The organism is Ralstonia sp. A12 (genome assembly GCF_000801955.1).
In the GTDB taxonomy this organism is placed as follows: Bacteria; Pseudomonadota; Gammaproteobacteria; order Burkholderiales; family Burkholderiaceae; genus Ralstonia.
On sequence record NZ_JSZO01000013.1, the window covers coordinates 1 to 23,731 of the forward strand.

At 61.4% G+C, this 23,731-nt stretch carries 36 protein-coding genes; 34 read left to right on the forward strand and 2 right to left on the reverse strand.

Annotation, left to right across the window (positions count from 1 at the left end; translation table 11 throughout):
- Window positions 1-125: 125 nt before the first annotated feature.
- The 31 genes from rpsJ (at window position 126) to dsbD (ending at window position 17,402) form a co-directional block, all read left to right on the forward strand.
- The gene (gene rpsJ, locus PI87_RS15855; protein ID WP_004634473.1) at window positions 126-437 is read left to right on the forward strand and encodes a 30S ribosomal protein S10; all 312 of its coding nucleotides are present in this window, start codon (window positions 126-128) and stop codon (window positions 435-437) included.
- Between the two features lie 286 nt (window positions 438-723).
- Complete coding sequence (rplC, locus tag PI87_RS15860; RefSeq protein WP_039598699.1) at window positions 724-1,377, forward strand: 50S ribosomal protein L3; 654 nt, start codon at window positions 724-726, stop codon at window positions 1,375-1,377.
- A gap of 11 nt (window positions 1,378-1,388) precedes the next feature.
- Window positions 1,389-2,009 carry a 50S ribosomal protein L4 gene (rplD, locus tag PI87_RS15865; RefSeq protein WP_039598700.1) on the forward strand — a complete coding sequence of 207 codons (621 nt, stop codon included), beginning with the start codon at window positions 1,389-1,391 and terminating at the stop codon, window positions 2,007-2,009.
- On the forward strand, window positions 2,006-2,320 hold the full coding sequence (gene rplW, locus PI87_RS15870; protein ID WP_039598701.1) for a 50S ribosomal protein L23: 315 nt from the start codon (window positions 2,006-2,008) through the stop codon (window positions 2,318-2,320). The genes rplD and rplW overlap by 4 nt, the downstream gene beginning before the upstream one ends.
- 2 nt (window positions 2,321-2,322) lie before the next feature.
- Window positions 2,323-3,153 carry a 50S ribosomal protein L2 gene (rplB, locus tag PI87_RS15875; protein ID WP_021197582.1) on the forward strand — a complete coding sequence of 277 codons (831 nt, stop codon included), beginning with the start codon at window positions 2,323-2,325 and terminating at the stop codon, window positions 3,151-3,153.
- Window positions 3,154-3,174: 21 nt separating this feature from the next.
- Entirely contained in the window at window positions 3,175-3,450 is a 276-nt protein-coding gene (gene rpsS / locus PI87_RS15880) for a 30S ribosomal protein S19 (RefSeq protein WP_004634478.1), read from the forward strand.
- Between the two features lie 9 nt (window positions 3,451-3,459).
- Entirely contained in the window at window positions 3,460-3,789 is a 330-nt protein-coding gene (gene rplV, locus PI87_RS15885) for a 50S ribosomal protein L22 (protein WP_004634479.1), read from the forward strand.
- A gap of 9 nt (window positions 3,790-3,798) precedes the next feature.
- Window positions 3,799-4,587 (forward strand): 30S ribosomal protein S3, encoded by a 789-nt coding sequence (rpsC, locus tag PI87_RS15890; RefSeq protein ID WP_039598702.1) that lies wholly within the window; start codon window positions 3,799-3,801, stop codon window positions 4,585-4,587.
- Between the two features lie 2 nt (window positions 4,588-4,589).
- Complete coding sequence (gene rplP, locus PI87_RS15895; RefSeq protein ID WP_003264123.1) at window positions 4,590-5,006, forward strand: 50S ribosomal protein L16; 417 nt, start codon at window positions 4,590-4,592, stop codon at window positions 5,004-5,006.
- A gap of 12 nt (window positions 5,007-5,018) precedes the next feature.
- Entirely contained in the window at window positions 5,019-5,213 is a 195-nt protein-coding gene (gene rpmC / locus PI87_RS15900; protein WP_039598703.1) for a 50S ribosomal protein L29, read from the forward strand.
- The gene (gene rpsQ / locus PI87_RS15905) at window positions 5,210-5,479 is read left to right on the forward strand and encodes a 30S ribosomal protein S17 (protein ID WP_039598704.1); all 270 of its coding nucleotides are present in this window, start codon (window positions 5,210-5,212) and stop codon (window positions 5,477-5,479) included. The genes rpmC and rpsQ overlap by 4 nt, the downstream gene beginning before the upstream one ends.
- Before the next feature lie 268 nt (window positions 5,480-5,747).
- A complete protein-coding gene (rplN, locus tag PI87_RS15910; protein WP_003264129.1) occupies window positions 5,748-6,116 on the forward strand; it encodes a 50S ribosomal protein L14 in 369 nt (122 codons plus the stop codon).
- An 11-nt stretch (window positions 6,117-6,127) separates the two neighbouring features.
- On the forward strand, window positions 6,128-6,436 hold the full coding sequence (gene rplX / locus PI87_RS15915) for a 50S ribosomal protein L24 (RefSeq protein ID WP_009241893.1): 309 nt from the start codon (window positions 6,128-6,130) through the stop codon (window positions 6,434-6,436).
- A gap of 26 nt (window positions 6,437-6,462) precedes the next feature.
- Window positions 6,463-7,005 (forward strand): 50S ribosomal protein L5, encoded by a 543-nt coding sequence (gene rplE / locus PI87_RS15920; RefSeq protein WP_009241894.1) that lies wholly within the window; start codon window positions 6,463-6,465, stop codon window positions 7,003-7,005.
- A 9-nt stretch (window positions 7,006-7,014) separates the two neighbouring features.
- Window positions 7,015-7,320 carry a 30S ribosomal protein S14 gene (gene rpsN / locus PI87_RS15925; RefSeq protein ID WP_004634486.1) on the forward strand — a complete coding sequence of 102 codons (306 nt, stop codon included), beginning with the start codon at window positions 7,015-7,017 and terminating at the stop codon, window positions 7,318-7,320.
- Window positions 7,321-7,347: 27 nt separating this feature from the next.
- On the forward strand, window positions 7,348-7,743 hold the full coding sequence (gene rpsH, locus PI87_RS15930; protein ID WP_004634489.1) for a 30S ribosomal protein S8: 396 nt from the start codon (window positions 7,348-7,350) through the stop codon (window positions 7,741-7,743).
- Between the two features lie 12 nt (window positions 7,744-7,755).
- The gene (gene rplF, locus PI87_RS15935) at window positions 7,756-8,289 is read left to right on the forward strand and encodes a 50S ribosomal protein L6 (RefSeq protein ID WP_039598705.1); all 534 of its coding nucleotides are present in this window, start codon (window positions 7,756-7,758) and stop codon (window positions 8,287-8,289) included.
- Between the two features lie 11 nt (window positions 8,290-8,300).
- Window positions 8,301-8,657, forward strand: coding sequence for a 50S ribosomal protein L18 (gene rplR / locus PI87_RS15940; RefSeq protein WP_039598874.1), 357 nt, complete (start codon window positions 8,301-8,303; stop codon window positions 8,655-8,657).
- 21 nt (window positions 8,658-8,678) lie between these two features.
- The gene (rpsE, locus tag PI87_RS15945; protein ID WP_013211230.1) at window positions 8,679-9,197 is read left to right on the forward strand and encodes a 30S ribosomal protein S5; all 519 of its coding nucleotides are present in this window, start codon (window positions 8,679-8,681) and stop codon (window positions 9,195-9,197) included.
- 22 nt (window positions 9,198-9,219) lie between these two features.
- Window positions 9,220-9,402: a 50S ribosomal protein L30 gene (rpmD, locus tag PI87_RS15950; protein WP_003264137.1), complete on the forward strand. Its 183-nt coding sequence runs from the start codon at window positions 9,220-9,222 to the stop codon at window positions 9,400-9,402.
- Between the two features lie 18 nt (window positions 9,403-9,420).
- Window positions 9,421-9,852, forward strand: a complete 432-nt coding sequence (gene rplO, locus PI87_RS15955) for a 50S ribosomal protein L15 (RefSeq protein ID WP_039598706.1) — start codon at window positions 9,421-9,423, stop codon at window positions 9,850-9,852.
- A gap of 57 nt (window positions 9,853-9,909) precedes the next feature.
- Entirely contained in the window at window positions 9,910-11,232 is a 1,323-nt protein-coding gene (gene secY / locus PI87_RS15960; RefSeq protein ID WP_039598707.1) for a preprotein translocase subunit SecY, read from the forward strand.
- A gap of 27 nt (window positions 11,233-11,259) precedes the next feature.
- Window positions 11,260-11,478, forward strand: a complete 219-nt coding sequence (gene infA / locus PI87_RS15965; RefSeq protein ID WP_039598708.1) for a translation initiation factor IF-1 — start codon at window positions 11,260-11,262, stop codon at window positions 11,476-11,478.
- A gap of 30 nt (window positions 11,479-11,508) precedes the next feature.
- Window positions 11,509-11,625 carry a 50S ribosomal protein L36 gene (gene rpmJ, locus PI87_RS15970; protein ID WP_003264141.1) on the forward strand — a complete coding sequence of 39 codons (117 nt, stop codon included), beginning with the start codon at window positions 11,509-11,511 and terminating at the stop codon, window positions 11,623-11,625.
- A 21-nt stretch (window positions 11,626-11,646) separates the two neighbouring features.
- Window positions 11,647-12,012, forward strand: coding sequence for a 30S ribosomal protein S13 (gene rpsM / locus PI87_RS15975; protein WP_039598709.1), 366 nt, complete (start codon window positions 11,647-11,649; stop codon window positions 12,010-12,012).
- Window positions 12,013-12,036: 24 nt separating this feature from the next.
- Window positions 12,037-12,438: a 30S ribosomal protein S11 gene (gene rpsK / locus PI87_RS15980; RefSeq protein ID WP_021197571.1), complete on the forward strand. Its 402-nt coding sequence runs from the start codon at window positions 12,037-12,039 to the stop codon at window positions 12,436-12,438.
- 203 nt (window positions 12,439-12,641) lie between these two features.
- Window positions 12,642-13,265 carry a 30S ribosomal protein S4 gene (rpsD, locus tag PI87_RS15985; protein ID WP_039598710.1) on the forward strand — a complete coding sequence of 208 codons (624 nt, stop codon included), beginning with the start codon at window positions 12,642-12,644 and terminating at the stop codon, window positions 13,263-13,265.
- A gap of 241 nt (window positions 13,266-13,506) precedes the next feature.
- On the forward strand, window positions 13,507-14,487 hold the full coding sequence (locus PI87_RS15990) for a DNA-directed RNA polymerase subunit alpha (protein WP_004634508.1): 981 nt from the start codon (window positions 13,507-13,509) through the stop codon (window positions 14,485-14,487).
- Between the two features lie 153 nt (window positions 14,488-14,640).
- Window positions 14,641-15,039: a 50S ribosomal protein L17 gene (rplQ, locus tag PI87_RS15995; protein ID WP_039598711.1), complete on the forward strand. Its 399-nt coding sequence runs from the start codon at window positions 14,641-14,643 to the stop codon at window positions 15,037-15,039.
- Between the two features lie 167 nt (window positions 15,040-15,206).
- Entirely contained in the window at window positions 15,207-15,545 is a 339-nt protein-coding gene (gene cutA / locus PI87_RS16000) for a divalent-cation tolerance protein CutA (protein ID WP_039598712.1), read from the forward strand.
- 18 nt (window positions 15,546-15,563) lie between these two features.
- Window positions 15,564-17,402: a protein-disulfide reductase DsbD gene (gene dsbD, locus PI87_RS16005; protein ID WP_039598875.1), complete on the forward strand. Its 1,839-nt coding sequence runs from the start codon at window positions 15,564-15,566 to the stop codon at window positions 17,400-17,402.
- Here the strand turns inward: dsbD and hemB are convergent, their stop codons facing one another.
- Together hemB and yihA are read right to left on the reverse strand one after the other, a co-directional pair.
- Entirely contained in the window at window positions 17,403-18,398 is a 996-nt protein-coding gene (gene hemB / locus PI87_RS16010; protein WP_039598713.1) for a porphobilinogen synthase, read from the reverse strand.
- Window positions 18,399-18,548: 150 nt separating this feature from the next.
- Window positions 18,549-19,262: a ribosome biogenesis GTP-binding protein YihA/YsxC gene (yihA, locus tag PI87_RS16015; RefSeq protein ID WP_039598714.1), complete on the reverse strand. Its 714-nt coding sequence runs from the start codon at window positions 19,260-19,262 to the stop codon at window positions 18,549-18,551.
- Between the two features lie 256 nt (window positions 19,263-19,518).
- Between yihA and PI87_RS16020 the strand changes: the two genes are divergently transcribed.
- The 3 genes from PI87_RS16020 (at window position 19,519) to ccsB (ending at window position 23,688) form a co-directional block, all read left to right on the forward strand.
- Window positions 19,519-20,178, forward strand: coding sequence for a c-type cytochrome (locus PI87_RS16020; protein ID WP_039598715.1), 660 nt, complete (start codon window positions 19,519-19,521; stop codon window positions 20,176-20,178).
- A 113-nt stretch (window positions 20,179-20,291) separates the two neighbouring features.
- On the forward strand, window positions 20,292-22,490 hold the full coding sequence (locus PI87_RS16025; RefSeq protein ID WP_039598716.1) for a cytochrome c biogenesis protein ResB: 2,199 nt from the start codon (window positions 20,292-20,294) through the stop codon (window positions 22,488-22,490).
- Between the two features lie 7 nt (window positions 22,491-22,497).
- Window positions 22,498-23,688 carry a c-type cytochrome biogenesis protein CcsB gene (gene ccsB / locus PI87_RS16030; protein ID WP_039598717.1) on the forward strand — a complete coding sequence of 397 codons (1,191 nt, stop codon included), beginning with the start codon at window positions 22,498-22,500 and terminating at the stop codon, window positions 23,686-23,688.
- Window positions 23,689-23,731: the final 43 nt, after the last annotated feature.

Genomic DNA, 23,731 nt, shown 5'->3' on the forward strand with positions numbered 1-23,731 from the left:
TTGCCAAGATCATCAAGTAAAGGCGGACCGATGCGCTGCTCCCGGTAACGGGGTGGCGCATCGCCTGTTGCATCGCTCTTTCAATCTATCGGCGGCCCGGCCGCCACGCTCTTTAAGGAAACATCATGCAAAACCAGAAGATCCGTATCCGCCTGAAGGCTTTCGACTATCGCCTGATCGACCAGTCGGCCGCTGAAATCGTCGAGACCGCCAAGCGCACCGGTGCAATCGTCAAGGGCCCGGTGCCCCTGCCGACCCGCATCCAGCGTTTTGACGTTCTGCGTTCGCCGCACGTCAACAAGACCAGCCGCGATCAGTTCGAAATCCGCACGCACCAACGCCTGATGGACATCGTCGATCCGACGGACAAGACCGTTGACGCGCTGATGAAGCTGGACCTGCCGGCTGGCGTGGACGTCGAGATCAAGCTGCAATAAGCAAGACAACGCTGCCGGATCACTCCGGTAACGGGCAAACGGCGAGCCAAGTGCTCGCCGTTTTGCTTTCTGGCGCAGGCTGTTGCGTTGCGCACGATACCCAGGCGCCTATCCGGCAATCGCACTTGCATATTGTTGGTAACCGGGATATATTGTAGGGCTACCCCTTTAGTCAGGGGAGTGGGCTGGCCATTTTGGCCTCGCGCCGTCTCTTTAGGCGCAGTCCAGTTCAAGATTCGTAGTATCAATCAGCCCCGGCCAATCGCAGCTGGGAATGGAGCAAACCATGAGCCTTGGCCTTGTAGGTCGCAAGGTTGGCATGACCCGTATTTTCACGGACGACGGCGATTCGATTCCCGTTACCGTGCTCGAGGTCGGCGACAACCGCGTGACGCAAATCAAGACGGACGAGACCGACGGTTATACCGCGGTTCAAGTCACCTTCGGCACCCGACGCGCCAGCCGCGTCACCAAGCCGCTGGCGGGTCATCTCGCCAAAGCCGGCGTGGAAGCGGGCGAAGTCATCAAAGAATTCCGAGTGGATGCCGCTCGTGCCGCTGAATTCCAGCCGGGCGCGAACATCAGCGTCGACCTGTTCGAAGTCGGTCAAAAGATCGACGTCCAGGGTGTGACGATTGGTAAGGGCTACGCCGGTACCATCAAGCGTTACAACTTCTCGTCGGGCCGCGCCACGCACGGTAACTCGCGTTCGCACAACGTGCCGGGCTCGATCGGTATGGCGCAGGATCCGGGCCGTGTGTTCCCGGGTAAGCGCATGACCGGCCACATGGGTGACGTCACCCGTACCGTCCAGAACCTGGAAATCGCCAAGATCGACACGGAGCGCAAGCTGCTGCTGGTCAAGGGTGCGATCCCGGGCGCCAAGAACGGTCAAGTCATCGTCACGCCGGCCGTCAAGGCCCGCGCCAAGAAGGCATAAGGAGCAAACGCATGGAACTGAAGCTGCTCCAGGACAACGGTCAACTCGGCGCTGGCGTTGCTGCCTCGCCGGAAGTGTTCGGCCGTGACTATAACGAAGCCCTCGTTCACCAGATCGTCGTCGCTTACCAGGCCAACGCTCGCAGCGGTAACCGCAAGCAGAAGGATCGTGAAGAGGTCAAGCACACGACCAAGAAGCCGTGGCGCCAAAAGGGTACGGGCCGCGCCCGTGCAGGTATGAGCTCCTCCCCGCTGTGGCGCGGGGGTGGTCGTATTTTCCCGAACAGCCCGGAAGAAAACTTCTCGCAGAAGGTCAACAAGAAGATGTACCGCGCCGGCATGCGCTCGATTTATTCGCAGCTTGCCCGTGAAGGTCGCATCAACATCGTTGACAGCCTGTCGATCGAAGCGCCGAAGACCAAGCTGCTGGCCGACAAGTTCCGCGCCATGGGCCTGGACTCGGTGCTCGTGATTACCGATAACCTGGACGAAAACCTCTTCCTGGCATCGCGCAACCTGGCGCACGTGCTCGTGGTTGAGCCGCGTCACGCTGACCCCCTGTCGCTCGTGCACTACAAGAAGGTGCTCGTGACGAAGGGTGCCGTCGCGCAGATCGAGGAGTTGCTGAAATGACGCAAGTTGCCAAGAACGACCATCGCCTGATGCAGGTGCTGCTGGCGCCTGTGGTGTCTGAAAAGGCAACCCTGGTGGCCGAGAAGAACGAACAGGTCGTGTTCGAAGTGGCTCCCGACGCCAACAAGATCGAGGTGAAGGCTGCCGTTGAACTGCTGTTCAAGGTGGAAGTCGCTTCCGTCCAGATCCTGAACCGCAAGGGCAAGCAAAAGCGCTTCGGTCGCTTCATGGGTCGTCGTAACCACGTGAAGATGGCCTACGTTTCGCTGAAGCCGGGCCAGGAAATCAATTTTGAAGCGGAGGCCAAGTAATCATGGCACTCGTCAAAACCAAGCCGACATCGCCGGGCCGCCGCTCGATGGTGAAGGTCGTTAACCCCGACCTTCACAAGGGTGCGCCGCACGCTCCGCTGCTGGAAAAGCAATTCCAGAAGTCGGGTCGTAACAACAACGGCCACATCACCACGCGCCATAAGGGCGGTGGTCACAAGCATCACTATCGCATCGTCGACTTCAAGCGCAACGATAAGGACGGTATCCCGGCCAAGATCGAACGCCTGGAATACGACCCGAACCGTAGCGCCAACATCGCGCTCGTGCTGTTCGCTGACGGTGAGCGCCGCTACATCATCGCCCCGAAGGGCGCTGTGGTTGGCCAAGCCATCGCCAACGGCTCGGAAGCGCCGATCAAGGCTGGTAACAACCTGCCGATCCGCAACATTCCGGTCGGTACGACGATCCACTGTGTGGAAATCCTGCCGGGCAAGGGCGCTCAAGTTGCCCGTTCGGCTGGTACGTCCGCCGTGCTGCTGGCTCGCGAAGGTATCTACGCTCAAGTGCGTCTGCGCTCGGGTGAAGTGCGCCGCGTGCACATCGAGTGCCGCGCGACCATCGGTGAAGTCGGCAACGAAGAGCACAGCCTGCGCCAGATCGGCAAGGCCGGTGCAACCCGTTGGCGCGGTATTCGCCCGACCGTTCGCGGTGTGGTGATGAACCCGGTGGATCACCCGCACGGTGGTGGTGAAGGTAAGACCGCTGCTGGCCGCGATCCGGTGTCGCCGTGGGGTACCCCGACTAAGGGTTACCGCACCCGTCGTAACAAGCGCACGGACAGCATGATCGTTCAGCGCCGTCACAAGCGTTAATCGGTAGGTAGGAGCTTAGATATGACTCGTTCCGTAAAAAAGGGTCCTTTCATTGACGCCCACCTGCTGAAGAAGGTTGAGGCGGCAGTGCAGACGAAGGACAAGAAGCCCATCAAGACCTGGTCGCGTCGTTCGACCATTCTGCCGGACTTCATTGGCCTGACGATCGCCGTTCACAACGGCCGTCAGCACGTCCCCGTGTACGTCACGGAAAACATGGTTGGCCACAAGCTCGGCGAATTTGCGCTCACGCGTACGTTCAAGGGCCACGCTGCCGACAAGAAAGCGAAGCGATAAGGGGCAATCATGGAAGTAAAAGCGATTCATCGCGGCGCCCGTATCTCCGCACAGAAGACGCGTCTGGTTGCTGACCAGATCCGCGGTCTGTCGATCGAGCGTGCGCTCAACGTGCTGACGTTCAGCCCGAAGAAGGCGGCTGGCATCGTGAAGAAGGTGGTTGAGTCCGCCATCGCGAACGCCGAGCACAACGAAGGCGCCGACATCGACGAGCTGAAGGTCAAGTCGATCTACATCGACAAGGCCACCTCGCTCAAGCGCTTCACCGCGCGTGCGAAGGGCCGTGGCAACCGCATCGAGAAACAAACCTGTCACATCACTGTGACGCTGGGCAACTAAGGGGTCACGATGGGACAGAAGATTCATCCGACTGGCTTCCGTCTGGCTGTCAGCCGTAACTGGGCTTCGCGTTGGTACGCGAACAACACCCAGTTTGCGGGCATGCTCAAGGAAGACATCGAAGTTCGCGAGTTTCTGAAGAAGAAGCTGAAGAACGCTTCGGTGGGCCGCGTGGTCATCGAGCGTCCGGCCAAGAATGCACGTATCACCATTTACAGCTCGCGTCCGGGCGTGGTGATCGGCAAGAAGGGCGAGGACATCGAACTGCTGAAGGCTGAGCTGCAGCGTCGCATGGGCGTGCCCGTGCACGTGAACATCGAAGAAATCCGCAAGCCGGAAGTCGATGCGCAGCTGATCGCAGATTCGATCACGCAGCAGCTCGAGCGCCGCATCATGTTCCGCCGCGCCATGAAGCGCGCGATGCAGAACGCAATGCGTCTGGGTGCTCAGGGCATCAAGATCATGAGCTCGGGCCGTCTGAACGGCATCGAAATCGCCCGTACCGAGTGGTACCGCGAAGGCCGTGTGCCCCTGCACACGCTGCGCGCCGATATCGACTACGGCTTCTCCGAAGCAGAAACCACCTACGGCATCATCGGTGTCAAGGTGTGGGTGTACAAGGGCGACCACCTGGGTCGCAACGATGCACCCGTTGTGGAAGAGCCGAAGGAAGATGAGCGCCGCCGTCGTCCGGGTCGCCCGGAAGGCCGTCGCCGTGAAGGCGATCGCCCGGCTGGTCCGCGCCGCGGTGCTGGTGCAGGTGCCCGTCGTGGCGCCGACGCCAAGACTGGAGAATAAGCATGCTGCAACCTAAGCGCAGGAAGTACCGCAAGGAGCAGAAGGGCCGCAACACCGGTATCGCAACGCGCGGTAACGCGGTTTCGTTCGGCGAATTCGGCCTGAAGGCAATGGGCCGTGGTCGTCTGACGGCACGTCAGATCGAGTCCGCCCGTCGTGCGATGACCCGTCACATCAAGCGTGGCGGCCGCATCTGGATCCGGATTTTCCCGGACAAGCCGATCTCGAAGAAGCCTGCCGAAGTCCGTATGGGTAACGGTAAGGGCAACCCGGAATACTACGTGGCTGAAATTCAGCCGGGCAAGATGCTGTACGAAATGGACGGCGTTGGCGAAGAACTGGCACGCGAGGCATTCCGCCTGGCCGCTGCCAAGCTGCCGATCGCGACCAGCTTCGTGGTGCGTCAGGTCGGAACGTAAGGAGCACACACCATGAAAGCAACCGAACTGCGCGGCAAAGATGCCGCCGGCCTGAACCAGGAGCTCTCCGAGCTGCTGAAGGCCCAATTTGGCCTGCGCATGCAAAAGGCGACGCAACAGCTGCAGAACACCAGCCAGCTGAAGAAGGTGCGTCGTGACATCGCGCGTGTTCGCACCGTGATGGGCGAGAAAGGGAGCCAGAAATGACTGAAGCAGCAACGTCCCTGAAGCGCACGCTCGTCGGTCGCGTTGTCAGCGACAAGATGGACAAGACCGTGACGGTCCTGATCGAAAACCGCGTCAAGCATCCGCTGTACGGCAAGTACGTTGTGCGCTCGAAGAAGTACCACGCGCACGACGAAGCCAACCAGTACAAGGAAGGCGACAAGGTTGAAATCACGGAATCGCGTCCGATCTCCCGCACCAAGTCGTGGGTGGTTTCGCGCCTGCTGGAAGCAGCACGCGTGATCTAAAACAACAGCGTAGCAGTTTGCTGTTGCAAGACCGAGATTATGTGTTATAGTCTCGGTCTTTCCCTTTGTGAGAGTTGCTGGCTGTTCGGTTGGCGGCGCAGGCAAAGAGAAAAACGAATGGGTCTGGTGGCACTCGCTGCCAGGCAGCTACCGACTTCAAGTTGATCAACCCAATCGCAGTTGGCGCAATGCCAGCGGCTGGCGGGACCAAGACTGATCGCTTCTGCGCATTGTGCGTAAAGGCGAATTAAGTTGGGACGAGAACACCATGATTCAGACAGAAAGCCGGCTCGAAGTGGCCGATAACACGGGTGCGCGTGAAGTCATGTGCATCAAGGTGCTGGGTGGTTCGAAGCGCCGCTACGCCAGCGTCGGCGACATCATCAAGGTCAGCGTCAAGGATGCTGCTCCGCGTGGTCGCGTCAAGAAGGGCGATATCTACAACGCCGTGGTGGTGCGTACCGCCAAGGGCGTGCGCCGTCCTGACGGCTCGCTCATCAAGTTCGACGGCAATGCCGCCGTGCTGCTGAACACCAAGCTTGAGCCGATCGGCACCCGTATCTTCGGGCCGGTCACTCGCGAACTCCGTACCGAGCGCTTCATGAAGATCGTGTCGCTCGCGCCGGAAGTGCTGTAATCGGAGGCCGCATGAACAAGATTCGCAAGGGCGATCGCGTCATCGTCCGCACCGGCAAGGACAAGGGTAAGCAAGGTACCGTGCTGGCAGTGCTCGCTGAGCACGTGACGGTGGAAGGTGTGAACGTTGCCAAGAAGCACGTGCGCCCGAACCCGATGCTGGGTACCACGGGTGGTGTGGTCGACAAGGTCATGCCCATCCATATTTCGAACGTTGCGCTCGTGGATGCCAATGGCAAGCCGTCGCGCGTCGGCATCAAGGTTGAAGGCGGCGTGAAGACGCGCGTGCTGAAGACCACCGGTGCTGCCGTCGGCGCTTGATTCTGGGCAATAGAGAGGAGTTGAGCATGACTGCACGTCTGCAAGAGTTTTACAAAGAGAAGGTTGTGCCCGAGCTGATCAAGCAGTTCGGCTACAAGTCCGTGATGGAAGTGCCGCGCATCACCAAGATCACCCTGAACATGGGTCTTGGCGAAGCCATCAATGACAAGAAGGTCATCGAGCACGCCACCGGCGACCTGATCAAGATCGCTGGCCAGAAGCCCATCGTGACGAAGGCCCGCAAGGCTATCGCCGGCTTCAAGATTCGCCAGGGTTACCCGATCGGCACGATGGTCACGCTGCGTGGCCAACGCATGTACGAATTCCTGGACCGCTTCATCACCGTGTCGCTGCCGCGTGTGCGCGACTTCCGTGGTGTGTCGGGTAAGGCTTTCGACGGTCGTGGTAACTACAACATCGGTGTGAAAGAGCAGATCATTTTCCCCGAAATCGAATACGACAAGATCGACGCACTCCGTGGCCTGAACATCAGCATCACGACGACTGCGAAGAACGATGAGGAAGCGAAGGCGCTCCTCAACGCATTCAAGTTCCCGTTCCGTAATTAAGGGGTTACCGTGGCTAAATTGTCTCTGATCGAACGCGAGAAGAAGCGTGCCAAGCTGGTGGCTAAGTACGCTGAGAAGCGCGCCGCTCTCGAAGCCATCGTGGCCGACCAAAGCAAGTCGGAAGAAGAGCGTTACGAAGCGCGTCTGAAGCTGCAGGCGCTGCCGCGCAACGCGAATCCGACTCGTCAGCGTAACCGCTGCTCGATCACCGGTCGCCCCCGCGGTACGTTCCGTAAGTTCGGCCTGGCGCGTAATAAGCTCCGTGAAATCGCCTTCAAGGGCGAAATCCCGGGTCTGACGAAAGCCAGCTGGTAATCACGCACAGGCTACAGGAGAAACAGTATGAGCATGAGCGATCCGATCGCCGATATGCTGACGCGTATCCGCAACGCGCAAGCGGTGGAAAAAGCGTCGGTGGTCATGCCGTCGTCGAAGCTGAAGGTGGCAATCGCCAAAGTCCTGAAGGACGAAGGCTACATCGACGAATTCGCCGTGACCGAGCAGGGTGGCAAGTCCACGCTGACGATTGGTCTGAAGTACTACGCTGGCCGTCCGGTCATCGAGCGCCTGGAGCGCGTCTCGAAGCCTGGTCTGCGTGTGTACAAGGGCCGTAACGAAATCCCGCAAGTGATGAACGGCCTGGGCGTCGCCATCATCTCGACCCCGCAGGGTCTGATGACGGACCGCCGTGCGCGCGCAACCGGTGTCGGTGGCGAAGTCATTTGCTACGTTGCCTAAGGGAGGGGAACCATGTCTCGCGTAGGTAAGGCTCCCATCGCGCTGCCCAAGGGCGCCGAAGTCAATTTTGCTGGTGGTCTGCTGACCGTCAAGGGCCCGCTGGGCACGCTGACGCAGCCGATTCACGAGCTGGTCAAGGTCAACACCGACAACGGCACGATCACGTTCGCGCCGGCAGATGAGTCGCGTGAAGCCAATGCGCTGCAAGGTACGATGCGCGCCCTGACGGCCAACATGGTCAAGGGTGTGACGACGGGCTTTGAGCGCAAGCTGAACCTGGTCGGCGTGGGTTACCGTGCGTCGCTTCAAGGCTCCGCCCTGAAGTTGCAACTCGGTTTCTCGCACGACGTGATCCATGAGATGCCGGAAGGCGTGAAGGCGGAAACGCCGACGCAAACCGAAATCATCATCAAGGGTTCGGACAAGCAGAAAGTTGGTCAGGTCGCCGCTGAAGTGCGTGCATATCGTCCGCCTGAGCCCTACAAGGGCAAGGGTGTGCGTTACGCCGATGAGCGCGTGATCCTGAAGGAAACCAAGAAGAAGTAAGGGTGCACATCATGAACAAGAATGACTCTCGTTTGCGCCGTGCACGTCAGACCCGCCTGAAGATTGCGGAGCTGAACGTTGCTCGCCTGGCTGTGCACCGTACCAACCTGCACATCTACGCGCAGGTCTTCTCGGAAGACGGCACCAAGGTGCTGGCCTCGGCCTCGTCGGCTGAAGTCGAAGTCCGCAAGGAACTGAACGGCAACGGTGGTAACACCGCAGCCGCCACCCTGGTGGGTAAGCGTATCGCTGAGAAGGCGAAGGCTGCCGGCATCGAAGCCGTGGCGTTCGATCGCTCGGGTTTCCGTTATCACGGTCGCGTTAAGGCACTGGCCGACGCGGCTCGCGAAGCTGGCCTGAAGTTCTAAGCCGGCATAGAGGATATCGTCATGGCAAAAATTCAACCTAAGGTCCAAGGGGACGAACGCGACGACGGTCTTCGCGAGAAGATGATCGCGGTCAACCGCGTGACCAAGGTGGTCAAGGGCGGCCGGATTCTCGGTTTCGCTGCTCTGACCGTGGTCGGCGACGGCGACGGCCGTATCGGCATGGGCAAGGGCAAGGCGAAGGAAGTGCCCGTGGCCGTGCAGAAGGCAATGGACGAAGCCCGTCGCAAGATGGTCAAGGTCCCGCTGAAGAACGGTACGCTGCAACACGAAGTGGTTGGCAAGCATGGCGCCGCCAAGGTGCAAATGATGCCCGCGAAAGACGGTACTGGCGTGATCGCCGGCGGCCCGATGCGCGCCATCTTCGAAGTGATGGGCGTGACGAACATCGTGACCAAGTCGCACGGTTCGACCAATCCTTACAACATGGTGCGCGCAACGCTCGACGGCCTGCGCAAGATGAGCACCCCGGCTGAGATTGCTGCCAAGCGTGGCAAGTCGGTCGAAGAGATCCTCGGCTAAGCCGAAGGGATAGGTGAACGATATGTCGCAGAAAACCGTGAAAGTCCAACTCGTGCGTAGCCTGATCGGTACGCGCGAAGACCACCGCGCCACGGTACGTGGTCTGGGCCTGCGCCGCATGAACTCGGTGTCCGAATTGCAGGACACGCCGGCAGTGCGCGGCATGATCAACAAGGTGTCCTACCTGGTCAAGGTCATCGGCTAAGGCAAGACGGAGAAGAGCATGCAACTGAATAACCTGAAGCCGGCAGCCGGCTCCAAGCACGCCAAGCGCCGCGTTGGTCGCGGTATTGGCTCGGGCCTGGGTAAGACAGCTGGTCGTGGTCACAAGGGTCAGAAGTCGCGTTCGGGTGGTTTCCACAAGGTCGGCTTCGAAGGCGGCCAGATGCCCCTGCATCGTCGTCTGCCCAAGCGTGGTTTCACCTCGCTGACCAAGGAATTCACCGCGGAAGTGCGCCTGGGCGACCTGGCGGGCCTGCCGATCGAAGAAATCGATCTGCTGTCCCTGAAGCAAGCCGGTCTGGTGGGCGAGATGGTTAAGAGCGCCAAGGTGATCCTGTCGGGCGAAATCGACAAGAAAGTGGTTCTGAAGGGCCTGGGCGCAACGGCTGGGGCGAAGGCCGCAATCGAAGCGGCTGGTGGCTCGCTGGCCTAATAGCCTGCTGTTTCACACTGACGGAGCATCCGTTTGGCCACGGCGAAACCTAATGTGATGGCCCAGGCCAAGAACACGGCCAAGTACGGCGATCTTCGCCGTCGGCTGGTGTTCTTGGTCCTGGCACTGCTGGTGTACCGGATCGGCGCGCACATTCCTGTGCCTGGTATCGATCCGGATCAACTGGCGCAGCTTTTCCAACGGCAGTCGGGCGGCATCCTCGGGATGTTCAACCTGTTCTCCGGTGGCGCGCTGTCGCGGTTCACGGTGTTTGCGCTGGGGATCATGCCGTACATCTCGGCGTCGATCATCATGCAACTGCTGACGATCGTGCTGCCGCAGCTGGAATCGCTCAAGAAGGAAGGCCAAGCCGGCCAGCGCAAGATTACGCAGTACACGCGCTACGGTACGGTCGTTCTGGCGACGTTCCAGGCGCTGGGGATTGCAGTGGCGCTCGAGGCGCAGCCGGGTCTGGTTCTGGACCCAGGTCTGATGTTCCGGGCGTCTGCGGTGATCACGCTGGTCACTGGCACGATGTTCCTGATGTGGCTGGGTGAGCAGATCACCGAGCGTGGTCTGGGCAACGGCATCTCGATCATCATTTTTGGCGGGATTGCAGCAGGTCTGCCCAACGCCATCGGCGGGCTGTTCGAGCTGGTGCGTACGGGTTCGATGGGGATTTTCTCCGCGATCCTGGTGGTGGCGATCATTGGCGCGGTGACGTTCGTGGTGGTGTTCATTGAACGTGGCCAACGCAAGATCCTCGTCAACTACGCCAAGCGGCAGGTTGGTAACAAGATTTATGGCGGTCAGTCGTCGCATTTGCCGCTGAAGTTGAACATGGCCGGGGTGATTCCGCCGATCTTCGCATCGTCGATCATTCTGTTCCCGGCTACGATCGCGGGCTGGTTTACAGCCGGCAACTCGACGAATCCGGTTACCCGGTTCGTCAAGGATCTGGCAGCAACGTTGTCGCCAGGTCAGCCGGTGTACATCCTGCTGTATGCGGCAGCGATCATCTTCTTCTGTTTCTTCTACACGGCGCTGGTCTACAACAGCCGCGAAGTGGCAGATAACCTGAAGAAGAGTGGGGCGTTCATTCCGGGTATTCGTCCGGGTGAGCAAACCACGCGGTACATCGACAAGATTCTGGTGCGTTTGACCCTGGCGGGTGCGATTTACATCACGCTGGTGTGTCTGTTGCCGGAGTTCTTGGTGCTGCGCTGGAATGTGCCGTTCTACTTTGGTGGGACGTCGCTGTTGATCATCGTGGTGGTCACGATGGACTTCATGGCGCAAGTGCAGTCCTACGTGATGTCTCAGCAGTACGAGTCTTTGATGAAGAAGGCGAATTTCAAGGGCAACCTGACGCTCCGTTAAAGAGCGATCGCACGAATCTGAAGCGACATGGCTAAAGACGACGTGATTCAGATGCAGGGAGAGGTGCTGGAAAACCTCCCCAACGCAACGTTTCGCGTCAGGCTAGAGAACGGCCACGTAGTGTTAGGCCATATTTCCGGCAAGATGCGGATGCATTACATCCGCATCCTGCCCGGGGACAAGGTGACGGTCGAATTGACCCCGTATGATCTGTCCCGCGCGCGCATCGTATTCCGGGCGAAGTGAGCGGACTGGAATTGAAGGAAGAGGAAAATCATGAAAGTGCTGGCTTCTGTTAAGCGCATTTGCCGCAACTGCAAAATCATCAAGCGCAAGGGCGTGGTGCGTGTGATCTGCTCGTCGGACCCGCGTCATAAGCAGCGCCAAGGCTAATTTCGCAAAGAGGATTGACGAATGGCACGTATCGCAGGGGTCAACATCCCCAATCACCAACATACCGTGATCGGCCTGACGGCTGTGTACGGTATCGGCCGCTCGCGCGCTCAGAAGATTTGCGAAGCCACCGGTGTCCCGACCAACAAGAAGGTCAAGGACCTGACGGACGCTGACCTCGAGAAGCTGCGTGACGAAGTCAACAAGTTCACCGTCGAAGGCGATCTGCGCCGTGAAACGACGATGAACATCAAGCGCCTGATGGATCTGGGCTGCTACCGTGGCGTGCGCCATCGCAAGGGCCTGCCGATGCGCGGTCAGCGTACCCGCACGAACGCCCGCACCCGCAAGGGTCCGCGTAAGGCCGGCGTCGCGCTCAAGAAGTAATCCGTCGGTTAAAGGATAGGAACTATGGCAAAAGCAGCGAATACCGCCGCCCAGCGCGCGCGTAAGAAGGTTCGCAAGAACGTCGCCGACGGCATCGCGCACGTTCACGCGTCGTTCAACAACACGATCATCACGATCACCGACCGTCAGGGCAACGCCCTGTCGTGGGCAACATCGGGCGGCCAGGGCTTCAAGGGCTCGCGTAAGTCGACGCCGTTCGCCGCTCAGGTGGCTGCTGAGAGTGCTGGCCGCGTGGCGCAGGACCAAGGCATCAAGAACCTGGAAGTGCGTATCAAGGGCCCGGGCCCGGGTCGTGAGTCGGCCGTGCGTGCTCTGAACAATCTGGGTATCAAGATCGCCGTGATCGAAGACGTGACGCCGGTGCCGCATAACGGCTGCCGTCCGCCGAAGCGTCGTCGCATCTAAGTGATTTGACCGGCCGCGCCAGTTGCTGGCGGGGTTGGTCTGCGGGTGCTATACTTACCCGCTTGCCTGTCTTCCGGGTTTCCCGGAAGGCGGGTTTCGTCTTTTCATAAGCCCACCGTTCGCCGCGGTCCCGTTGCTGGGGCTGACCAGGCGGACCATCCGAGGCTCAGTGCTTCGGATGACAGATAACGAAGGAACGCAACGTGGCACGCTATACCGGCCCCAAGGCGAAACTGTCTCGCCGTGAAGGTACTGACCTTTTCCTGAAGAGCGCACGTCGCTCGCTCGCCGACAAGTGCAAGCTGGACAGCAAGCCTGGCCAGCATGGTCGCACTTCCGGCGCCCGCACCTCCGACTACGGCAACCAACTGCGTGAAAAGCAGAAGGTCAAGCGCATCTACGGCGTGCTGGAACGTCAATTCCGCCGCTATTTCGCTGAAGCTGATCGCCGCAAGGGCAACACGGGTGAGACCCTGCTGCAACTGCTGGAATCGCGCCTGGACAACGTCGTCTACCGCATGGGCTTCGGCTCGACGCGCGCTGAAGCGCGTCAGCTGGTGTCGCACAAAGCGATTCTGGTCAATGGCGTGGCACTGAACGTGCCGTCGGCCCAGATCAAGTCGGGCGACGTGGTTGCCATCCGCGAGAAGTCGAAGAAGCAAGTGCGTATTGCTGAATCGCTGACGCTGGCCGAGCAATCGGGCTTCCCGACCTGGGTTGCCGTGGACGCCAAGAAGATGGAAGGTACCTTCAAGCAAGCCCCGGATCGCGCGGACATCGCCGGCGATATCAACGAAAGCCTGATCGTCGAATTGTATTCGCGTTAATAGCGGTGCCCGCACTGCGAAGTGCGGGCTTCGTGCGCTTTCTGGGGACGCTCATCGTCAACGACATTGTGTTCGCGCGCCGTCAGTATCTTGGCGCCGCACCAATCCGGATCGTTACGTGCCGCAACGCGATTGCGGCACGCGCGTCTTCCGCCGCGGTAGACGCGGCGGAATCTTTCCAGTCCAATCCGTCAGCCTTATCGGTGTAACGAGCCGAGGGTATTGAAATAGGACAACCTACATGCAAACAGCACTCCTGAAGCCCAAAATTATTGCGGTTGAGCCGCTTGGCGATCATCACGCGAAGGTCGTCATGGAACCGTTCGAGCGCGGCTATGGCCACACGCTCGGTAACGCGCTGCGCCGCGTGCTGCTGTCGTCGATGGTCGGCTATGCCCCGACCGAAGTCACGATCGCTGGGGTCGTCCACGAGTATTCCACCATTGATGGCGTGCAGGAAGACGTCGTCAACCTGCTGCTGAACCTGAAGGGCGTGGTGTTCAAGCTGCACAACCGTGATGAAGTCACGGTGTCGCTGCGCAAGGAAGGCGAAGGTGTGGTGACCGCTGCCGATATCGAGCTGCCGCACGATGTCGAGATCATCAACCCGGGTCACGTCATCGCCAACCTGTCGGCGGGTGGCAAGCTGGATCTGCAACTGAAGGTCGAGCAAGGCCGCGGCTATGTGCCGGGTAACGTCCGTAAGTTCGGGGATGAGTCGAGCAAGGTCATCGGCCGCATCGTGCTGGACGCCTCGTTCGCACCGGTGCGCCGCGTGTCATACGCAGTCGAGTCCGCTCGTGTGGAACAGCGTACCGACCTCGACAAGCTGGTGATGAACATCGAGACCAACGGCGTGATCTCGCCGGAAGAAGCGATCCGCCAGTCGGCTCGCATTCTGGTTGATCAGCTGTCGGTGTTCGCTGCCCTGGAAGGCACCGAGAGCGCCGCTGAGGCCGCCGCCGCTCGCGCACCGCAGATCGATCCGATCCTGCTGCGCCCGGTCGACGACCTGGAGCTGACGGTGCGTTCGGCCAACTGCCTGAAGGCCGAAAACATCTACTACATCGGCGACCTGATCCAGCGCACCGAGAACGAACTGCTCAAGACCCCGAACCTGGGTCGCAAGTCGCTCAACGAGATCAAGGAAGTCCTCGCTTCGCGTGGCCTGACGCTCGGCATGAAGCTCGAGAACTGGCCGCCCGCAGGTCTCGAGAAGTAATTTGCAGTTGTCGGCCGGTGCATGTGCATCGGCCGGTTTTCCCGCCGTTGCTGTCTGGGCGGCTTATTGTTGAAGCTACCGGCCCGCGCCGCTGAATGTTGTAGAAGCACGGCGATAGAAGAGCTGGTCAAACACTCTTAAGAAGGAATCATCATGCGTCACCGTCATGGTTTGCGGAAACTGAACCGCACCTCGTCGCACCGTCTCGCGATGCTGCGCAACATGTCCAACTCGCTGCTGCAGCACGAGCTGATCAAGACCACCCTGCCGAAGGCCAAGGAACTGCGCAAGGTTGTTGAGCCGCTGATCACGCTGGCCAAGAAGGACACCGTTGCCAACCGCCGTCTGGCATTTGCCCGCCTGCGCGACCGCGACATGGTCACCAAGCTGTTCACCGAACTGGGCCCGCGTTTCGCGACCCGTCCGGGCGGCTACACCCGTATCCTGAAGTTCGGCTTCCGCCAGGGCGACAATGCGCCGATGGCACTGGTCGAGCTGCTGGACCGTCCGGAAGTTGCTGAGGCAGTGGACGCCGAAGGCGCTGCCGAATAAGGTCAGCCGAGGTTTGCCGGTGCGACACGTCGTCGCGCCGAGCAAGCCGAAAGTGCGCCGAATGCCTCTTTCGAGCGCGCATTACAATGAAGCCAGGATTCGCATCCTGGCTTTTTTGTTGTCTGCGCTCGGCCATCTAGCTGTTTGAGCGCGTCTGTGGAGTTTCCATGTCTGCCGGAACCGATGTACTGCTCGTGCTGACCAATCTGCCGGATGCCGACAGCGCAGACCGCGTGACCAAAGTCGTGTTGGAATCTAAGGTTGCGGCGTGCGTCAATCGCTTACCGGCGTGTGCGTCGACGTATTGGTGGAATGGCGCCATTGAACAGGCGGCCGAGATTCCGCTGTTGATCAAGACCACGCGAGCGGCGTATCCCGCGCTTGAGGCGGCGTTGCGCAAGGCGCATCCGTACGAAGTGCCTGAAATCATCGCCGTGCCGGTGATCGCGGGCTTGCCGGCGTATCTTGCGTGGGTGGCGGATGAAACGCGCCCACCTTCTGTTTGAAGTTTGATTGCCGTTGATATGACCTTCTCCTCGTTCCTGCCGATGCGGCGTGTGTTGCAGTTGTTGATGCTGCTGGTCGCTGCTGCAATGCTGCGCGCGCCGGCGCACGCCGCCGACGATTTCCTGCCGCCCGAGCAGGCGTTCCGCTTCTCGGCCACGCAGGTCGACGGGCAGACTGTCGAGGTCAAGTTCGGCATCGCCGACGGCTACTACATGTACCGCGAGCGTATAGCGGTAGCAGCCGATCCCGCAACGGCCACGTTCGCGCCGCTCGAGTTGCCTGCAGGCAAGATCAAGCACGATGAGAACTTCAACAAAGAGGTCGAGACCTATCGTCATGAACTCGTCTTCCATGTGAAGGCACAGAACGCCTCTGCGCCGTTCACGCTGATCGTCACCTCGCAAGGCTGTGCCGATCAGGGCCTGTGCTATCCGCCGATGAAGAGCCGCTTCCAGGTAGAGCCGGCTTCCGCGTCAGCTGCGCCGAATGCTGGGGCAGTGAACGGCGCTGAGCCGTCTTCGGGCGATGCGCTGGGCCGCATCGCCAGCACGCTCGGCAGCGGCAATCTCGGGGCGATTGCTGCGCTGTTCTTCGGGCTTGGGCTGCTGCTGACGTTCACGCCTTGCGTCTTGCCGATGTTGCCGATTTTGTCGGCCATCGTCGTCGGTGAGCATGCGACGCGCTCGCGCGCGGCAGTCGTGTCGGTCGCTTACGTGCTCGGCATGGCTGTCGTCTACACGCTGGTGGGCGTGGCGGCGGGGCTGGCTGGGCAGGGGCTGCAGGCCGCGTTGCAGAACGCCTGGGTGCTCGGTGCGTTTGCTGTGTTGATGGTTGTGCTGTCGCTATCGATGTTCGGGCTGTATGAACTGCAGTTGCCGGCATCTTGGCATCATCGGTTGACTCAGGTTTCGAACAACCAGGGTAGCGGCCAGATCATTGGGGCGGCCGTGATGGGCGCGCTCTCAGCATTGATCGTCTCGCCGTGCGTGACGCCGGCGCTGGCGGGTGCGCTGGCGTATATCGCCCAAACCGGCAACGCCGCGATCGGCGGTATGGCGCTGTTTGCCATGTCGATCGGCATGGGCGTGCCGCTGGTGCTGGTGGGCGTGGGCGCAGGCAACCTGCTGCCGCGAGCGGGGCATTGGCTGATTGTCACCAAGGCGATCTTCGGCTTCATCCTGTTGGCCGTGGCCCTGTACATCATCCAACCGGTGCTGCCCTCGTGGGCTGCGATGGTGGCGTGGGGTGCACTGCTGATCGGTGCGGCTGTCTTTCTGCGGACGTTCGATTCGCTGCCGGACGGCGCCGGCAGTGTGCAACGCCTGGGCAAGGTCGTGGGTGTGGTGCTGGCGCTGGCGGGCGCGGCGCAACTGGTGGGCGTGGCGGCTGGTGGGCGCGACCCGCTGCAGCCGTTGGCCGGCGTGCTGCGGGCATCGACGGGTGCCTCCGCGCAAGCCGAAGCCCACGGCGTGACGTTCAAGCGCGTGAAGAGCATCGCCGAACTCGACGCCGAAGTCCGTAACGCCAGCGCGTCGGGCCGCGCAGTGATGCTCGACTTCTATGCCGACTGGTGCGTGAGCTGCAAGGAAATGGAGCGCCTGACTTTCACGGATGCGCGGGTGCGCGCGGCGCTTGCGGATGTGGTGCTGCTGCAGGCCGATGTGACGGCCAATAACGCTGATGACCAGGCGCTGCTCAAGCGCTTCGGCTTGTTCGGCCCACCGGGCACGATCTTCTTTGATACGCAGGGCCGCGAGGTGCAGGCCCGTGTGGTTGGCTTCGAACGCGCCGACACGTTCCTCGCCAGCCTGCGCCGCGCATTGGGCGCAGCACAGACGGCGAAGACTTCCACCTGATCAACCGCGCAGCAAGCGGGCGGCGTCCAGTGCGAAGTACGTCAGGATGCCATTTGCACCCGCGCGCTTGAACGCCAGCAGCGATTCCAGCACGACCTTGTCGTGATCCAGCCAGCCGTTCTGCGCGGCTGCCTTGAGCATCGCGTACTCACCGCTGACCTGGTAGACGTAGGTCGGAAAGCGGAACTCATCCTTCACGCGACGCACGATGTCGAGGTACGGCATGCCTGGCTTGACCATCACCATGTCGGCGCCCTCGGCGATGTCGAGCGCGACTTCTCGCAGCGCTTCATCCGAGTTGGCCGGGTCCATCTGGTAAGTCATCTTGTTGCTCTTGCCCAGGTTGGCCGCCGAGCCCACAGCGTCACGGAACGGGCCGTAGAACGCCGACGCGTACTTGGCCGCGTAGGCCATGATGCGTGTGTAGATGTGGTCGTCGTTCTCCAGCGCTAGGCGGATCGCGCCGATGCGGCCGTCCATCATGTCCGACGGGGCGACGATATCCACGCCAGCAGCGGCCTGCACCAGCGCCTGCTGCGTCAGGATTTCCACTGTCTGTTCGTTGAGCACGTAGCCGTTCTCATCGAGCACGCCGTCCTGGCCGTGGCTTGTGTACGGATCAAGCGCCACATCCGTCAGGATGCCCAGTTCGGGGAAGCGTGCCTTGAGCGCCTTTACTGCGCGCGGGATCAGACCCTCGGGGTTGGTCGCCTCCATACCGTCCGGCGTCTTGAGCGACGGCTCGATGACGGGGAACAGCGCCAGTACCGGAATGCCCAGTTGCACGCACTGCTCGGCCACGCCCAGCAGCACGTCGACCGAGACGCGCTCGACGCCGGGCATCGACGGCACGGCCTGGCGCACGTTGGTGCCTTCCAGAATGAAAACGGGGTAGATCAGGTCATCGGTCGTCAGGCGCGACTCGCGCATCATGCGGCGGGAGAAGTCGTCGCGGCGCATGCGGCGCGGGCGATGGTCGGGGAAGCTTGCGGTCATGTCAGCAGACTCTAAGAACACACTGTGAAGTTTGAAAACTTTCGTGGCGATTATCCATCCTATGCACGGACAATGCGCCCGCGACGCTGGTGCAGCGTCCCCCGCGGCTCCTCCCTGACGCGGGTTCCCATCGATGGCTCGATGGGGTCGTTACCCCCGTTGCGCGTTTGGCGACGGGGTTTTTTTTGCCTGCTCGGCGGGTTTTGCGGATTGGGGCGATGGCTCCAAGGCTTCGGGCAGGCGCAGCCAGCCTGCGACAATTCGCTGCGCCTCTTCGATGCCGCGACGCTTCAGGCTGGAGAACAACTGCACCGTGAGTGACACGTCACCTTCGATCTGCGCGCGGTAGTCGGCCAGCACCTTGCGTGCCGCCATCAACGCACGCGACGCGTCGTTGTTGGTCAGCTTGTCGGCCTTGGTGAGCAGCACGTGGATCGGCTTGCCCGTCGGCAGGAACCACTCGACCATCTGGCAATCGAGGTCGGTGAAGGGGCGGCGGGCATCCATCATGATGACCAGGCCGGCCAGCTGCTGGCGCGCTTTGACGTAATCACCCAGCAGGTGGACCCAGTGCGACTTGGTCTCGCCGGGCGCTTCGGCATAGCCGTAGCCGGGCAGGTCGACCAGGAAGCCGAGCGGATCTTCCGCCTTGGCCGGCATCACCGAGAAATAGTTGATGTGCTGCGTGCGGCCGGGCGTCTTACTGGAGAAGGCCAGTCGTTTCTGGTTGCACAGGATATTGATCGCGGTGGATTTGCCTGCGTTGGAGCGGCCCGCAAACGCGACTTCCGGCACGGCGGTCGCCGGTAAATCACGCAAATGATTGACGGTGATGAAGAAACGGGCTTGATGCAGGAGCGACATGCGCGGCAGTACCTGTAGACTGCAGTTCAGAACTGCGTGGTTGCTGCGCCGCGAGGTCGCATTGCAGAGGTGTTATTGTACAATACGCCGGTTTACGGACGTCCCCACCAGATCCGTCGCAGGACCGCCCCGAGGCCCGGGCCGGTCCGTTTTCATGCACGGAACCGGTACGAGGAGAAGGGGATGCCCGGCGCCGCAGGGTCCGGCATTGGGCGGCGCACGCAGCATTCGAAAACAATCTAAACAAGGTGTGCGAATGAACCGCATCGCGAACGTTTTTGCTGTCGCAGCGCTGTCCCTGGCATCGGCTTTTTCCGTAGCCCACGCTGAAGAACAAAAGGTTGCCAAAGCCGATGCTGCGCGCGGCGAAACGCTCTTCAACACCGGCGTCCCCGCCAACGGCGTGCCGGCCTGTACGAGCTGCCACGGTGCCGGTGGCAACAGCGCAATGAACGTCAACCCGAAGCTGGCGGGTCAGCACGCTGAATACATCGAGAAGCAACTCAAGGATTTCAAGGCCAAGACCGAGCGTAACCACGCGGTCATGTCGCTGTACGCGGGCGCGCTGTCCGATCAGGACATGAAGGACGTCGGCGCGTACCTGGGCAAGCAAGCCGCCTGGAAGCCGGGTTCGGCCAAGAGCAAGGACACCATCGAGCTGGGTCAGAAGCTGTATCGCGGCGGTGACGCCAAGCGCGGCATTGCGGCATGCGCAGGCTGCCACGGCCCGACCGGTGCCGGCATTCCGGCGCAGTATCCGCGTATTGCAGGTCAGTTCTCTGAATACACCGAGGCACAACTGGTGGCGTTCCAGAACGGCACGCGCAAGAACAGCGTGCAGATGCACGATCTGGCCAACCGTATGACGACCGAGCAGATCAAGGCTGTGGCCGACTACGTCGCCGGCCTGCGTTAATCTGCCGCACCTGACCGTCAGGCGGACGGTCGCACAATCAATAAGAAGAACAGGGTGGCAATGCGCCTGGCATCGCCGCCCTGTTTTCGTTTCTGAACAGGCTTTCTCTTCGCATGTCTTCGGTTTCCACTTCCGGCGTCCAGATCCGCTCCCGCCGCCGTGCACTGCGCGAGGCGGTCGAGCTGCTTTCGTCGATGCGCTTTGCGATCAGTCTGCTGACGGTCATCGCCATCGCCAGCGTGATCGGCACGGTGCTCAAGCAGAACGAGCCGTACCCGAATTACGTGAACCAGTTCGGGCCGTTCTGGGCGGAGGTGTTCCGCTCGCTGACGCTGCCCACGGTATATAGCGCGTGGTGGTTCCTGCTGATCCTGGCGTTCCTGGTGGTGTCGACCTCGCTGTGCATCGTGCGCAATGCGCCCAAGATGCTGGCCGACATGCGCGCCTGGCGCGAGAACGTGCGCGAGGGCAGCCTGCGCGCGTTCCATCACAAGGACGAGTTCGACACGCCGGCCGATATGGCCACCGTCACGGCGCGCCTGGCTGCGCTGGCGCAGAACCGAGGCTTTCGCATCAAGGCTTTTTCGCGCGACGGCGGTGCCACGCTCATCACGGCCAAGGCCGGTGCGGGCAACCGGATCGGCTACATCCTGGCGCACGCGGCCATCGTCATCATCTGCATTGGCGGGCTGCTCGATGGCGACATGATGATCCGCGCGCAGATGTGGTTTGGCGGTAAGTCGCCGATCAAGGGCAATGCGGTCATCAGCGAGATCGGACCGGAGCATCGGTTGACCACCGCCAACCCGGGCTTCCGAGGCAATGCGTTTGTGCCCGAGGGTTCGAGCGTCAGCACGGCGATCCTGAACATCGCCGATGGCGCGTTGATCCAGGACCTGCCGTTCATGATCACGCTCAAGAAGTTCACCGTTGAGCATTACTCGACCGGCATGCCCAAGCTGTTCGCCAGCGATATCGTGGTGACTGACCGCCGCACCGGCAAGCAGGTCGATGCGCGTGTCGAGGTGAACAAGCCGTTCGTGTATGACGGCGTGGCGATCTACCAGTCGAGCTTCGAAGACGGCGGCTCCAAGCTCAAGCTGACCGGTTTCCCGATGGCGGGGGGCGATGCCAAGACGTTCTCGCTGTCCGGCGTGGTTGGCCAGGACACCAAGCTGACCGGCCATGGCGCTGACTACACGGTCGAGTTTACCGATTTCCGCCTGATGAACATTGAGACGGTGACGGACGCCTCCGGCAAGCCCGACGCACGCGGTGTCGGCAAGAAGGGCGGCGATGCGAGCGGCTTGCGCGCGGAGTTGGGCAACGTCACCAAGATGACCCACGACCGCGACCTGCGCAACGTTGGCCCGTCGGTGCAGTACAAGCTGCGCGACGCGAATGGCCAGGCGCGCGAGTTCAGCAACTACATGCTGCCGGTCACGCTTGATGGGCAATCGGTGTTCCTGGCCGGTATGCGTACGCAGCCGGACGAGCCGTTCCGCTATCTGCGTATCCCGGCAGATGCGCAAGGCACGGTGAACGACTGGATGCGCCTGCGCGCCGCGCTGCAGAATCCGGCGATGCGTGCGGAGGCGGCACGCCGCTTTGCGCTGCTCTCGATGCCTGGCGCTGATCGTGCAGCACTGCGCAGCCAATTGACCGACAGCGCCCGTCGCGCGCTCGACCTGTTTGCCGGCGCCGCGGCTGATTTGAAGGACGCCCCTTCCGAAGCGCAGGGTGGCTTCGCGGCCATCGCCACCTTCCTGCAGAAATCGGTGCCCGACGGCGAGCGCGAGAAGGCCGCCGATGTGCTGATGAAGATCATCAACAGCGCGATGTGGGAGCTGTGGCAGCTGGCCCGCGCGCAGGATGGCCTGCCCGCGCCCACTGTGGATGCCGCCAGCAGCCAGTGGCTGCAGATCGCCATCAACTCGCTGTCGGACAATGCTTTCTACGGCGCCCCCGTGTATCTGCAGCTTGCCGACTTCCAGCAGGTGCAAGCCAGCGTGTTCCAGCTCACGCGTGCGCCGGGCAAGAACATCGTGTATCTTGGATCGTTGCTGCTGGTGCTGGGCGTGTTCTCGATGTTCTATGTGCGGGAGCGCCGCTGGTGGCTGTGGATTCGACCGCAATCCGGTCAGACCAACGAAAGCGCCTCCGGCACACATGTGCTGACCGCCATGTCGACCATGCGCCGCACGCTCGACTTCGACCGCGAGTTCGAGCGCCTCAAGCACGATATCCGCGCCGTGACGGGCGCACCCAGCGCCGCCAGTGCAGCGGACGCTGACCCCAAACCAATGAAGTGAGCAGGTGATGGAAGCGACCAATCCTCCCCAAACGTCCGTGGCGAGTGCTGATCTGGGTGCGCTGCAGCGCCCGTCGTACTTCCGCCGCCTGGGCTGGTTCGACTGGCTGTTTGCCGTGCTGCTGGCGGCTGGCGCTGGTTTCGCCTTCTCACGCTACGGCGCCTACATGGACGGCTACGAGCGCGGCATCCTCGTCGCGGCCGTACCGGCCTTTGCCTGGCTGGGCTGGACGTGGAAGCCCGTGCGGGTGTTGATGATCGGCATTGCCGTGCTGTCGCTGTTCGGCATCTCGCAATACAGCGGCGCGAACGGCCCCGAACTCGCCCGCGCCGAGCACGCCTTCTTCCTCAAGTACTTCCTTGCCAGCCAGTCGGCCATCCTGTGGATGAGCGCGCTGATCTTCCTGTCCACGCTGTTCTTCTGGGCGGGGCTGGCGTTGCGCTGGGAGGCGGGCAGCTCGATTGGCAGCAAGCTGTGCTGGGCGGCGGCGGTGCTAGGCCTGACCGGCATGCTGGTGCGCTGGTACGAGTCGTACTTGGTGGGTGCGGACATCGGCCACATCCCCATCTCGAACCTCTACGAAGTCTTCATCCTTTTCACGCTGATCACGTCGCTGTTCTACCTGTACTACGAGCAGCGCTATAAGACGCGCGCGCTGGGGCCGTTCGTGATGCTGGTGGTGTCGGCGGCGGTGGGCTTCCTGCTGTGGTACACGGTGTCGCGCGGTGCGCAGGAGATCCAGCCGCTGGTGCCGGCGCTGCAGAGCTGGTGGATGAAGATTCACGTGCCGGCCAACTTCATTGGCTACGGCACGTTCGCGCTGGCTGCGATGGTGGGCGCGGCCTACCTGCTCAAGGAGCATGGCGTTCTGGCTGACCGCCTGCCGTCGCTCGAAGTGCTGGACGACGTGATGTACAAGGCCATCACCGTTGGCTTTGCGTTCTTCACCATCGCCACGATTCTGGGTGCGCTGTGGGCGGCGGATGCCTGGGGCGGCTACTGGAGCTGGGACCCGAAAGAGACCTGGGCGCTGATCGTCTGGCTCAACTATGCCGCGTGGCTGCACATGCGCCTCATGAAGGGCCTGCGCGGGCGCATGGCCGCGTGGTGGGCGCTGATCGGCCTGCTGGTGACGACCTTCGCCTTCCTGGGCGTGAACATGTTCCTGTCGGGCCTGCACAGCTACGGCGAACTGTAAGTCACAAAAAATCCTCAGCGGACTGGAATAAAGACGCGCCTAG

Bases quoted from the DNA above. Each gene is read 5' to 3' on its own strand.
- rplE (WP_009241894.1), top strand. From the start codon at position 6,463: ATGACTGCACGTCTGCAAGAGTTTTACAAAGAGAAGGTTGTGCCCGAG.
- rpmD (WP_003264137.1), top strand. From the start codon at position 9,220: ATGTCGCAGAAAACCGTGAAAGTCCAACTCGTGCGTAGCCTGATCGGT.
- ccsB (WP_039598717.1), top strand. From the start codon at position 22,498: ATGGAAGCGACCAATCCTCCCCAAACGTCCGTGGCGAGTGCTGATCTG.
- rplD (WP_039598700.1), top strand. From the start codon at position 1,389: ATGGAACTGAAGCTGCTCCAGGACAACGGTCAACTCGGCGCTGGCGTT.
- rpmC (WP_039598703.1), top strand. From the start codon at position 5,019: ATGAAAGCAACCGAACTGCGCGGCAAAGATGCCGCCGGCCTGAACCAG.
- rplF (WP_039598705.1), top strand. From the start codon at position 7,756: ATGTCTCGCGTAGGTAAGGCTCCCATCGCGCTGCCCAAGGGCGCCGAA.
- PI87_RS16020 (WP_039598715.1), top strand. From the start codon at position 19,519: ATGAACCGCATCGCGAACGTTTTTGCTGTCGCAGCGCTGTCCCTGGCA.
- rpmJ (WP_003264141.1), top strand. From the start codon at position 11,509: ATGAAAGTGCTGGCTTCTGTTAAGCGCATTTGCCGCAACTGCAAAATC.
- hemB (WP_039598713.1), bottom strand. From the start codon at position 18,398: ATGACCGCAAGCTTCCCCGACCATCGCCCGCGCCGCATGCGCCGCGAC.
- rpsS (WP_004634478.1), top strand. From the start codon at position 3,175: ATGACTCGTTCCGTAAAAAAGGGTCCTTTCATTGACGCCCACCTGCTG.
- rplB (WP_021197582.1), top strand. From the start codon at position 2,323: ATGGCACTCGTCAAAACCAAGCCGACATCGCCGGGCCGCCGCTCGATG.
- rplX (WP_009241893.1), top strand. From the start codon at position 6,128: ATGAACAAGATTCGCAAGGGCGATCGCGTCATCGTCCGCACCGGCAAG.
- rpsE (WP_013211230.1), top strand. From the start codon at position 8,679: ATGGCAAAAATTCAACCTAAGGTCCAAGGGGACGAACGCGACGACGGT.
- cutA (WP_039598712.1), top strand. From the start codon at position 15,207: ATGTCTGCCGGAACCGATGTACTGCTCGTGCTGACCAATCTGCCGGAT.
- rplV (WP_004634479.1), top strand. From the start codon at position 3,460: ATGGAAGTAAAAGCGATTCATCGCGGCGCCCGTATCTCCGCACAGAAG.
- rpsM (WP_039598709.1), top strand. From the start codon at position 11,647: ATGGCACGTATCGCAGGGGTCAACATCCCCAATCACCAACATACCGTG.
- rpsK (WP_021197571.1), top strand. From the start codon at position 12,037: ATGGCAAAAGCAGCGAATACCGCCGCCCAGCGCGCGCGTAAGAAGGTT.
- rpsQ (WP_039598704.1), top strand. From the start codon at position 5,210: ATGACTGAAGCAGCAACGTCCCTGAAGCGCACGCTCGTCGGTCGCGTT.
- rpsJ (WP_004634473.1), top strand. From the start codon at position 126: ATGCAAAACCAGAAGATCCGTATCCGCCTGAAGGCTTTCGACTATCGC.
- infA (WP_039598708.1), top strand. From the start codon at position 11,260: ATGGCTAAAGACGACGTGATTCAGATGCAGGGAGAGGTGCTGGAAAAC.
- rplW (WP_039598701.1), top strand. From the start codon at position 2,006: ATGACGCAAGTTGCCAAGAACGACCATCGCCTGATGCAGGTGCTGCTG.
- rplQ (WP_039598711.1), top strand. From the start codon at position 14,641: ATGCGTCACCGTCATGGTTTGCGGAAACTGAACCGCACCTCGTCGCAC.
- dsbD (WP_039598875.1), top strand. From the start codon at position 15,564: ATGACCTTCTCCTCGTTCCTGCCGATGCGGCGTGTGTTGCAGTTGTTG.
- secY (WP_039598707.1), top strand. From the start codon at position 9,910: ATGGCCCAGGCCAAGAACACGGCCAAGTACGGCGATCTTCGCCGTCGG.
- PI87_RS15990 (WP_004634508.1), top strand. From the start codon at position 13,507: ATGCAAACAGCACTCCTGAAGCCCAAAATTATTGCGGTTGAGCCGCTT.
- rplN (WP_003264129.1), top strand. From the start codon at position 5,748: ATGATTCAGACAGAAAGCCGGCTCGAAGTGGCCGATAACACGGGTGCG.
- rpsC (WP_039598702.1), top strand. From the start codon at position 3,799: ATGGGACAGAAGATTCATCCGACTGGCTTCCGTCTGGCTGTCAGCCGT.
- rplP (WP_003264123.1), top strand. From the start codon at position 4,590: ATGCTGCAACCTAAGCGCAGGAAGTACCGCAAGGAGCAGAAGGGCCGC.
- rpsH (WP_004634489.1), top strand. From the start codon at position 7,348: ATGAGCATGAGCGATCCGATCGCCGATATGCTGACGCGTATCCGCAAC.
- rplO (WP_039598706.1), top strand. From the start codon at position 9,421: ATGCAACTGAATAACCTGAAGCCGGCAGCCGGCTCCAAGCACGCCAAG.
- yihA (WP_039598714.1), bottom strand. From the start codon at position 19,262: ATGTCGCTCCTGCATCAAGCCCGTTTCTTCATCACCGTCAATCATTTG.
- rplR (WP_039598874.1), top strand. From the start codon at position 8,301: ATGAACAAGAATGACTCTCGTTTGCGCCGTGCACGTCAGACCCGCCTG.
- PI87_RS16025 (WP_039598716.1), top strand. From the start codon at position 20,292: ATGTCTTCGGTTTCCACTTCCGGCGTCCAGATCCGCTCCCGCCGCCGT.
- rplC (WP_039598699.1), top strand. From the start codon at position 724: ATGAGCCTTGGCCTTGTAGGTCGCAAGGTTGGCATGACCCGTATTTTC.